Raw genomic sequence first — 9848 nt, 5'->3', positions numbered from 1 at the left:
TTTGCGCACTACCAAGCTCACGTTTTTACCTGTAATAGTATTGTTGAACAGCAATGGCGTAATCTGGTTTTTGATCAAAGCATTAAAAGGTTTATGAAACGAACCCAACTCAATACCGATAATAGAAATGACCGAAACATCGTCAATGACTCCAATTTTACTCACATCTTGCGAATAAAAATCGTTTTCAAACTCACGTTCTAGAGCAATAACGGCTTGGGTTGCTTTATCGGCATCAATGACCAATCCAATACCGCGCTCAGAAGAACCTTGCGAAACAATACTCACACTAATATTATGCTGGCTCAAGGCTTTAAAAATTCGGGCATCAACACCTACTTTCCCGAGTAATCCACGGCCTTCAAAGTTGATCAATGCCACATTGTCCAAAATAGAAAGCGAGGTCACTTCCTTGGTATTTGCTTTTGCGGAAATCAAAGTGCCTTCATCATCAGGATTAAACGTATTTAAAATCCGAAGTTTGATATTTTTTTCCAATAACGGAATGATGGTTTTGGCGTGTAAAACGTTGGTTCCAAAATTGGCGAGCTCATTGGCTTCAGCAAAAGATAATTCCCTGATTTTTTTGGCATCGGCCACCAAATCAGGATTTGCCGTATAAATACCATTAACATGGGTGAAATTTTGCAATTCTTCAGCATCCAAATAATTGGCCAATAATGACGCCGAATAATTACTCCCATTTCGACCTAATAAAGTCGTTTCATTTTTAGAGTTGGAACCAATAAAACCAGTAACTATATTAACCGTCGTACCATTACAGTTTTTAAAATACGCCAACACCTTTTCACGAGAAGCTTTTTCAACAGGCTGTGCATTAAGATAATCACCTTCGGTTTTAATTAGTTGTGTAGCATTAACAGCATTTGCATTGATACCTTCTGCTTTCAATAAAGCCGTAATCATTTTGGAAGAAATAATTTCGCCCGAAGCCAAAACCTCAGCTTTTATTTTGTCGCTGTAATCGCCCAAAAGCGTTACGCCCTGAAATATATTTTCTAAAGCCGAAAACTCAGCCGTAAGATCCACAGATTTTAAAGGCTCAGATTGATAAGTTTTTAATGCTTCAAAATCCTCTTGATAAGCCTCTTTACGTGATGCTTTGGTCAAAATAGCTTCTAACTCATCGGTTGCATTACCGCGTGCCGAAACCACAACGGCAATTTTTTCATGGTCTTCTACTTTTTTCTTTATAATGGCAATGGTTCTTTGAAGCCCTTCGCCATTGGCCAAAGATTTTCCTCCAAATTTTAATATTTTCATTTTCTTATGTGCTGTATCTGGTCTAAAGATGGGTTCTATAATTTTTTCCAATTGTTCAAATTCTATTAAAAATGCATCATGGCCATGATCGGAATTGATTTCACTATAGGTTACATTTGGGTGGATCAATGCCAATTGCCTTTGAGTTTCACGATTTTCTTCAGCCGTAAAAAACAAATCAGAATCCACGCCAACAATCGTGATGTTGGAATGGATGGCATTTAAAATATTAGGATCATCTCCATTATTTTTTGTGACATCGATCGTTTTCAACAATTGATTCATCAATTTATAAGCTGATAATTGAAACCGCTCCTGCAATTTTTTGCCGTGGTGCAACAACCAACTCTCAACATTAAAAATCTCTAAATCGTCATTTTTACTGCGTTGGAAACGTTCTTTAAATGATTTTGGCGTTCTATAACACAACATGGCATGCATGCGGGCATCATGAACGGGATTGCTTGAATTGACTAAAAACTGCTCCTGAATTTGACAATTAGCTATGAGCCAATCGGTCGATTTCCAATCGCTTGCCACAGGTATTAAATGTGTGGCTAAATTTGGTGCTAAAAACGCCATTTCCCAAGCAATTCCTCCGCCCAACGAACCACCGATCAAAGCAAAAAGCTTGGTGATCTGAAGTTGTTTTAAACCTTCCAAAAATAATTTGGCGATATCCCTAGCAATGAAATCCTTGTAATTTTCGACTGTAAAACCGTCGTATCCATTCCCAGGAATGTTGAATGATAAAATAGTATAAACATTGGTGTCGATTACCTTATCAGGGCCAATCAAATCCAGCCACCAACCGCCCTTTCCGGCCACATTGCTATTACCTGTTAGCGCATGGTTAACAAGCACAATTGGCGCGCTACCTAAAGGTTGTCCAAAAAGCTGGTAAGACAATTTTAAGTTCATTGTCTTACCACTTTCTAGGGTGTAGTTTGGAATTTGGATGTAATTTAATGGTGACATCTATTAAACTGCGTATTGCTTTTCAACACTCACCTTTACAGGAGTGCTATTAGTTAAGTTATCTTTAACCGGACATCTGTCTTGAACAATTCTTAGCCATTTGGCCAAAGTTTCAATAGAAGCATCGGTTTCTGGTATTAATTTTAAATCGATAGCCTTAAAACCAGCTCGCTCGTCATTAGAAACTCCAAATAACCGATCAGGATTAATGTTTCCGCTAACTTCAACATGTAACTTCTTGATGGAAAACCCCAATTCTTTTGCAACCAAATGCCCAACTACGTTTATACATCCAGCTAAACCAGCCAGAATATATTCAACAGGATTTGCGTTTTCGTCAGTACCACCTAAAGTTTCAGGTTCATCAACCACCAGTCTAAACTGTCGTGTTTTGGCAATAAACTTTGCCTCAGAAGCACTTTCGCCCTGAACACTAAATGTTAATTCGCTCATGATTATGACTCCTTTTACTTGGATGAATTTTGTAAAACAGCTTCACTAACTATTTTAAAAGCCTGTTTTAAATCCGCTTTCAAATCGTCGATATGCTCCAATCCAACTGATAAACGGATTAAATCCTTGGTCGTTCCGGTCGATTCTTGAGCTTCATCAGATAATTGCTGATGGGTGGTACTTGCTGGATGGATGATGAGCGATTTGGTATCTCCAATATTTGCCAATAATGAAAATAATTTTGTTTTATCAGCAATGGTTTTTGCTGATTCATAACCTCCAATAACACCAAAAGTAACTAAGCCACTTTTGCCTTCCGGCAGATATTTATCAGCTAAGGCTTTATACGGACTTGATTCCAATCCTGGATAATTTACCCAAGTTACTTCGTCTTGTTCTTGAAGCCATTTAGCCAACTCCAAAGCGTTTTTGCTGTGTTGTTTGATTCGCAATTCCAGTGTTTCCAAACCTTGGATAATTTGAAACGCATTAAACGGACTCAATGCAGAACCATAATCACGAAGACCTTCAATTCGTACTTTTGCAATAAATGAAGCATTTTTCAATACATCGGCATAAACCAAACCATGATATCCTGGCGATGGCTCCGTAAATTCCGGGAATTTACCATTGGCCCAATCAAAATTACCAGCATCTACAATAGCACCTCCAATAGCGGTTCCGTTACCGTTGGCATATTTTGTCAAGGAGTGGATTACGATATCCGCACCATGTTCAATAGGTTTTAGCAAATAAGAAGTGGCTACGGTATTGTCAACAAATAATGGCACTTTATTTTGTTTTGCAACATCAGAAATCGCTCTGATATCTAACACATCCAATTTAGGATTTCCTAAAGATTCAATAAAAAACACACGCGTATTTTCTTGGGTGGCTTTATTAAAATTCTCTGCATCCGATGGATCGACAAATGTGGTTGTAATACCATGTCTTGGCAACGTCACATTCAATAAATTGTAAGTACCGCCGTACAAACTACTTGACGCCACAATATGATCTCCTGCTCTTAATAATGTAAGCAAACTCGTAGCAATAGCAGCCATTCCCGAAGAAGTAGCTACAGCTGCAATACCTCCATCCAAAGCAGCAACGCGCTGTTCTAAAATATCGGTGGTTGGATTGTTGATTCTGGTGTAAATATTACCAGGTTCGGCAAGCGCGAACAAATTGGCAGCATGATCAGAATCTCTAAAAACAAAAGCTGTCGATTGATAAATTGGCACTGCTCTAGTACCTCCATTGGATTGAACATCGTGTCCGGCGTGCAACGCTTGGGTTGCGAATTTTTGTGTACTCATTTTTCTAAATTTTTGAGTTAATAAATAAATTAAACCAATCCCGAAAACAATCGGAACAAATGCGTCATCACTGACGGATCAAATAGAAAAATGTTAAAAAGAAAATAACAATTACAGATGGGTAATTATGTTTAGTTATCTATCCAATTACCTGATAAATGAATCAGGAATTAAGTAGAATTTAGCACCTTCTTAATAAGATTCCTGCCTACGCAGGAATTTTTAAGGGTTGCCAAGGCTTCATCGGGTCTAATCCCTCCACCTTTCTTGATAACACTTCAATAAGATTTTGAACTTTGTGAGCACAAATATTGCAATACAAAAGTTACAATTCCAAATAAATATCAAAATATTTTTTAAAACACCTATTTTCATTGTCCTATAAATATCGATTTTTATCATATAAACAGTGAGTTAGCACTAAAAAATAAGGTTGAAAAAAAATAATCGAATTTTAATTTTCTAACTAAAACGAAATAAAAGGATTTGCCATCCATTTAATTTTTTTACTTTTGCCTAAAATAATCAAGAGGAAAGATTTGACTGATTGCAACCTCTTCAGAATCGGAATCCGAGGATGAGACTCTATTAAAAAACCATAGAGTTAAAAATGCTAAAGGCAGTGGAAACTACCTTCGACGCTCAACGTCAAATCCTATCCAAATATATAATAAACAACAGGTTATGGCATATCTATTCACTTCAGAAAGTGTTTCTGAAGGTCATCCAGATAAAGTAGCAGATCAAATTAGTGATGCTTTAATAGACAACTTTTTAGCGTTTGACAAAGACTCTAAAGTGGCTTGTGAAACTTTGGTTACAACGGGACAAGTGGTTCTTGCCGGCGAGGTGAAATCACAAACTTACTTGGACGTTCAAAAAATTGCAAGAGACACCATCAATAAAATTGGCTATACCAAAAGTGAGTATATGTTTGACGGCAATTCGTGTGGCGTTTTTTCAGCCATTCACGAGCAATCCGAAGATATCAACAGAGGTGTTGACCGAGCCAACAAAGAAGAACAAGGTGCAGGCGATCAAGGTATGATGTTTGGTTATGCCACCAACGAAACCGAAAATTATATGCCTTTAGCATTGGATCTTTCGCATCGTTTGATGATTGAACTAGCGGCTTTACGCAGAGAAAATAAGGATATTACCTACTTACGACCAGATTCCAAAAGTCAAGTCACTATCGAATATAGCGATGATAATGTACCTCAGCGTATTGATGCCATTGTGGTTTCTACACAACACGACGATTTTGTAAAACCAAAATCAGACTCAAAAGCTGATGTGGATGCTGCGGACACTGAAATGTTGGAAAAAATCAGAAAAGATATTGTTGATATTTTAATTCCGAGAGTTGTTGCAGGGCTTCCTGAGCAAATTCAGGAATTATTCAATGATGATATTACCTATCATATCAATCCAACTGGAAAGTTTGTAATTGGTGGACCGCATGGCGACACGGGATTAACCGGCCGAAAAATTATTGTGGATACTTATGGTGGCAAAGGTGCTCATGGCGGTGGTGCATTTTCTGGAAAAGACCCGAGTAAAGTTGATAGAAGTGCTGCTTATGCTACACGTCATATTGCTAAAAACCTTGTTGCAGCCGGTGTTTGTACCGAGGTTTTAGTGCAAGTAAGCTATGCTATTGGCGTGGTACAACCAACATCTATTTATGTAGATACTTATGGCACTTGCCCATTTAACTTAACAGATGGCGAAATTGCAGAAAAACTATCTGAAATTTTCGATATGCGCCCGGCAGCCATAGAAAAACGTTTAAAACTACGTCAGCCAATGTATAGTGAAACTGCTGCTTATGGCCACATGGGCCGCGTTAATGAAACCGTTTCCAAAACCTTTGAACAATTTAATGGCACTAAATTAACAATGGATGTAGAGCTTTTTACTTGGGAAAAATTGGATTATGTGGATAAAGTGAGAGCGGCGTTTCAAATAGACAATTAGATTTCAGATACTAGAATCTAGACTTAATCTAACACAAAAAAACCTTCAACATTACTGCTGAAGGTTTTTTAGTTTTATAAGAATTTAGAAATTAATCCAAGCCTCCTTTACGTTCTGGCGAACGATGTGTTGGCCATTCCATTTGTTTGCCGGTACGCTCGTTAACCGGTAATACAATTTTTTCACGAGACACTTTTTCATCATCTTCACTAGCCTCATACGCCAAAATAGCGGTCAGGATAGCGTTGCTTCTTACATCGTCAAAAACAATTTTATCATAAGTATCAAGATTAGTATGCCATGTGTAGTTCCAATACGACCAGTTCAAAGCACTTAAGTTAAATGACGGTGCACCAACAGCAATAAAAGAAGCGTTGTCAGAACCACCTCCTGAAGGCGAACCTGGGAAATTGGTTTTAATATGTTTGCTGATATCCTTTGGAACCGAACGCAACCAACGGGTTAAATAATCGTAAGCATACAAATAGCCTGCACCCGATAAATCGACCACACGACCTGTTCCATTATCTTGGTTGAACACCGCTTGGATATTTTCCATCATTTCAGGATGATCTTCAACAAACGCACGCGAACCATTCAATCCTTGCTCTTCACTGCCCCAGTGGCCTACTAAAATAGTACGTTTTGGATTTGGATAAAACTTCTTCAACAAACGCATCGCCTCCATCATCACCAAAGTTCCTGTGCCATTGTCTGTTGCACCTGTACCGCCATCCCAAGAATCAAAATGTGCAGAAAGAATCACATATTCCTCTGGTTTTTCAGTGCCCTTTATTTGAGCAATGGTATTAAATGTTGGTGCCACACCTAAATCTTTAGATTCGGCAACTATTTTAATTTTCGGTTTATCGCCATATTCTGCCAAACGGTATAACATCCCATAATCTTCTAATTGCAGATCAACGGTTGGAATTTTTTTAGTTCGTGATGAAAATATTTTGTTGGCACCAAAACCTTTGGACCAGTACGAAGACACAATCCCTGCTGCTCCTGCATTTTCTAAAGCTTCATGGATATTTCGGGCGTTGAAACCTGTTCTTTCCATGTTTTCACGAAATGCTTTTGAAGCGGCATCACGATCATTTTTCATTTTCTCATAAGACTCTGGAGTAGCAAATTCCTCCCAGTTATAATCCGGTCGTCCTGTAATTTGGTATTCAGAAACCATCACAAATTTCCCTTTAATGCTCTTTAACCATGTCTGGAATTCAGCAGCATCTTTCACCGTTGGAAGAATAACCACTTCGGCAGTGACACCTTTTGGTCCTGTACTTGCGCTCCAAGCCAATTGCGTACCAGCTAATGATTGTACGCGTGGATAAACCATGTCAATATGGGTAACGCCACGCTCCCAAGCTTTCCATTCGCCGTACTGTTGGTTTTCGGCAGCAATCCCCCATTTCTTATAAGTTTCAACGGCCCAATCATGAGCTTGTTTCATCTGTGGAGTTCCCACCAATCGCGGACCGATCACATCCATCAAATGATGTCCCAACTTTTCTAATTGCGAATTCTCATTGGCCTCCTTAATCATGTTCTCAATAACAGCGTTTTTATTTTGTGCCGTTACCGTAAGCATAAAGCACATTAAGAATGCGCCTAATAAAATTTTTTTCATGTTTTAATTTGTTTTTTTAGGTAGTGAAATTAAGTGCATGAAAATACAACTATTATTTAAAATTCTAAATAGAAAAAGGACAAGTTCTTATGAAATTGTCCTTTTTAATCGTGTTTTTATAATAAACCTACAGCGAATAAATAACTCTAAACGTCACAAAACGAGGTTGGATAAAATATTCGGTGGCACTTACTGAGATATTGCTCGTATTACTCTGGCTTTGCGATCTGGTGTCCAACAAGTTAGTTGCTTTTAACGCATATTCCAATTTGGCATCTTTGTTTTTTCTGTAAGCTAATGAGGCATTCCAAAATTGATAATCGTTGATGGTGCGCTCATTATTACTGAAATTATTATACGCATAATCTGTTTTAAACGTCAAAGTTTTCAAAATCAAGGCATCCACTTCAACAGATGGCGTTTTGGTATAAAATTTACTGCGTGTAGAACCCTGATCACTATCTTGAATACCATAACGATATCCTAAAGTCACATTGGGCGCTTCTCTAAAATTGGTCCGCAATTCGGCACCATAATTTTGTGAGTAACTTTCATTGACCGAGCGCAATCCTTGGATAAACTGATTGAATTTTGAATAATTAAAATTACCATTTACCGAAGCTTGCAACTTCCCAAATCGTTTTTGAAAACGCCCGTTGGCACTCACTGTTTCATCGGCAAAAGCAGAGTTGAACGGTGAATTGGTTCGGATTACACTTTCAAAATTGGTCAAATTACGTATTTGATCAATCTTTTTGCTATAACTGATACCACCACTGACGTTGGTATAATTAAACATGTTAAAGCTAAAATATCGCAGATTCACATTATGCGAAAGTGCATTGTCCAAACTTTCATTTCCTGAGAAAATGGAATTATAGTTATTGAGCACGATACCTTTTGCTAAATTGGTCACATCGGTAAATTGGGTATTCATGGCATAAGTCAAAGAGATGTTTTCGCTTCTTTTTAGCTGAATGCGCATGTCAAAATCAGGAAGGATTTTAAAGAAATTATGGGTATAGGCTTCTCCAAACTGAACATTTTTAGAACTGTAAGCATGTGCCGAAACGCCTGGTGTAATCGTGAAAATACCGGTTTTAAATTGGTAGTGCGCACCCAAATAAATATCGCTAAAGTTATAATCGGTGTTATTACTATCCAAACCATTGTTAAAAGTTGGCGTCGGATTAAAAATGGTATCGTCATCCAAATATTGGAAAATTTCGGAATCAAAATTCTGTTTGCTCAAAATGGTACCCAACGTAAAATTGATGTTGCTTTTTGCGGTCAAAATATTCCAATAATCTAATTTGGCATCCAATTGGTTGGATTTGACACGTTTATCTTGAGCTATATTATAATCTAACTGGTTAGGATCCAATCCTAAATTATCGGCGGTTTTTTTATAATTGCTTTTTTCTTCAATAATGGCATTGTAAAACGGATCTTCATCTTGCAACAAATGCTGCGCTTCAAAGGCGAAAATATTCTTGTCATCCAAAGTGTAGTAATAACTCAAATTTTGATTGACACTAAACGGCTTTGTTTTTTCAAACTGATCGATATTTCCAATAACAGAAGACAGAAAATTTTGATCTTGGGATTCTTTTGACAAACGCCCCAAAATTTCATAATCCAACTGATTGCGATCGTTGGGTTTGTACTTTGAACTTAATTTTAGCATTGTCAAATCACTGCGCTGACGTGTATTACTTTGCGTATCTTCATCCGGAATTCCCAAATCGGAATTGGTATATTGTACCGATCGGTTTTCCTGTAAATCGGTTCTGTTGCTTGATAAAATTCCAAATCCGCTCAACGTCAATCTTTTATTTGGTGAATAGCTAAAGTTGGCCGCGCCAAATTTGGTATTGATATCTTTCGCCCGATTGTTCTGCATAGATAAAAAGCCGAGATTATTATTTCCTAAATTGATCGTCGTTCCACTTTGACGGCTTGGCGCTCTAAATCCGCCTGAAAAATTAAAATAATCACGACGTGAAAAAGCAACTTCGCCAATATTGTTTAAATCACCAATAAGATTCACGCTGTATTTTGGACTGTAATAAAACAATTTGGGTTGCGCCACGTACAAGGCATTATCTTCCGAAACGCCACCACCAGCAGTAATATCGCCAAACCAGAAATTGGTTTTACCTTCTTTTAACTTAATATTAATGGCAATATTATCC

General features: G+C 37.7%; 6 protein-coding genes and 1 riboswitch. Of the genes, 1 reads left to right on the top strand and 5 read right to left on the bottom strand.

Translation table 11 applies throughout. The annotated features are described in order from the left end of the window. The 3 genes from VNJ50_RS06455 to VNJ50_RS06445 form a co-directional block, all read right to left on the bottom strand. Window positions 1–2262, bottom strand: a 2262-nt coding sequence (locus VNJ50_RS06455) for an aspartate kinase (RefSeq protein WP_325580154.1), incomplete at its 3' end; no start/stop codon positions are given. Between the two features lie 3 nt (window positions 2263–2265). Then, window positions 2266–2715, bottom strand: coding sequence for an OsmC family protein (locus tag VNJ50_RS06450; protein WP_325580152.1), 450 nt, complete (start codon window positions 2713–2715; stop codon window positions 2266–2268). A gap of 14 nt (window positions 2716–2729) precedes the next feature. After that, complete coding sequence (locus tag VNJ50_RS06445) at window positions 2730–4034, bottom strand: O-acetylhomoserine aminocarboxypropyltransferase/cysteine synthase family protein (RefSeq protein WP_325580149.1); 1305 nt, start codon at window positions 4032–4034, stop codon at window positions 2730–2732. 132 nt (window positions 4035–4166) lie between these two features. Next, window positions 4167–4311, bottom strand: a riboswitch (SAM riboswitch). A 407-nt stretch (window positions 4312–4718) separates the two neighbouring features. On the opposite strand from VNJ50_RS06445, the gene metK reads away from it, so the two are divergent. Continuing rightward, window positions 4719–6014 carry a methionine adenosyltransferase gene (gene metK, locus VNJ50_RS06440; protein WP_325580146.1) on the top strand — a complete coding sequence of 432 codons (1296 nt, stop codon included), beginning with the start codon at window positions 4719–4721 and terminating at the stop codon, window positions 6012–6014. 91 nt (window positions 6015–6105) lie between these two features. Here metK and VNJ50_RS06435 read toward each other — a convergent pair whose 3' ends face one another. After that, the gene (locus VNJ50_RS06435) at window positions 6106–7653 is read right to left on the bottom strand and encodes a M20/M25/M40 family metallo-hydrolase (RefSeq protein WP_325580144.1); all 1548 of its coding nucleotides are present in this window, start codon (window positions 7651–7653) and stop codon (window positions 6106–6108) included. 127 nt (window positions 7654–7780) lie between these two features. Next, window positions 7781–9848 (bottom strand): outer membrane beta-barrel protein (locus VNJ50_RS06430; protein ID WP_325580142.1); only part of this gene is annotated, 2068 nt, incomplete at its 5' end.

It is taken from the genome of Gelidibacter sp., assembly GCF_035577925.1.
Classification (GTDB): Bacteria; Bacteroidota; Bacteroidia; order Flavobacteriales; family Flavobacteriaceae; genus Gelidibacter.
Note: the sequence above shows the minus strand (reverse complement) of the source record. Positions and strands in the feature narration are given on the sequence as shown.

Bases quoted from the DNA above. Each gene is read 5' to 3' on its own strand.
- VNJ50_RS06450 (WP_325580152.1), bottom strand. From the start codon at position 2,715: ATGAGCGAATTAACATTTAGTGTTCAGGGCGAAAGTGCTTCTGAGGCA.
- VNJ50_RS06445 (WP_325580149.1), bottom strand. From the start codon at position 4,034: ATGAGTACACAAAAATTCGCAACCCAAGCGTTGCACGCCGGACACGAT.
- metK (WP_325580146.1), top strand. From the start codon at position 4,719: ATGGCATATCTATTCACTTCAGAAAGTGTTTCTGAAGGTCATCCAGAT.
- VNJ50_RS06435 (WP_325580144.1), bottom strand. From the start codon at position 7,653: ATGAAAAAAATTTTATTAGGCGCATTCTTAATGTGCTTTATGCTTACG.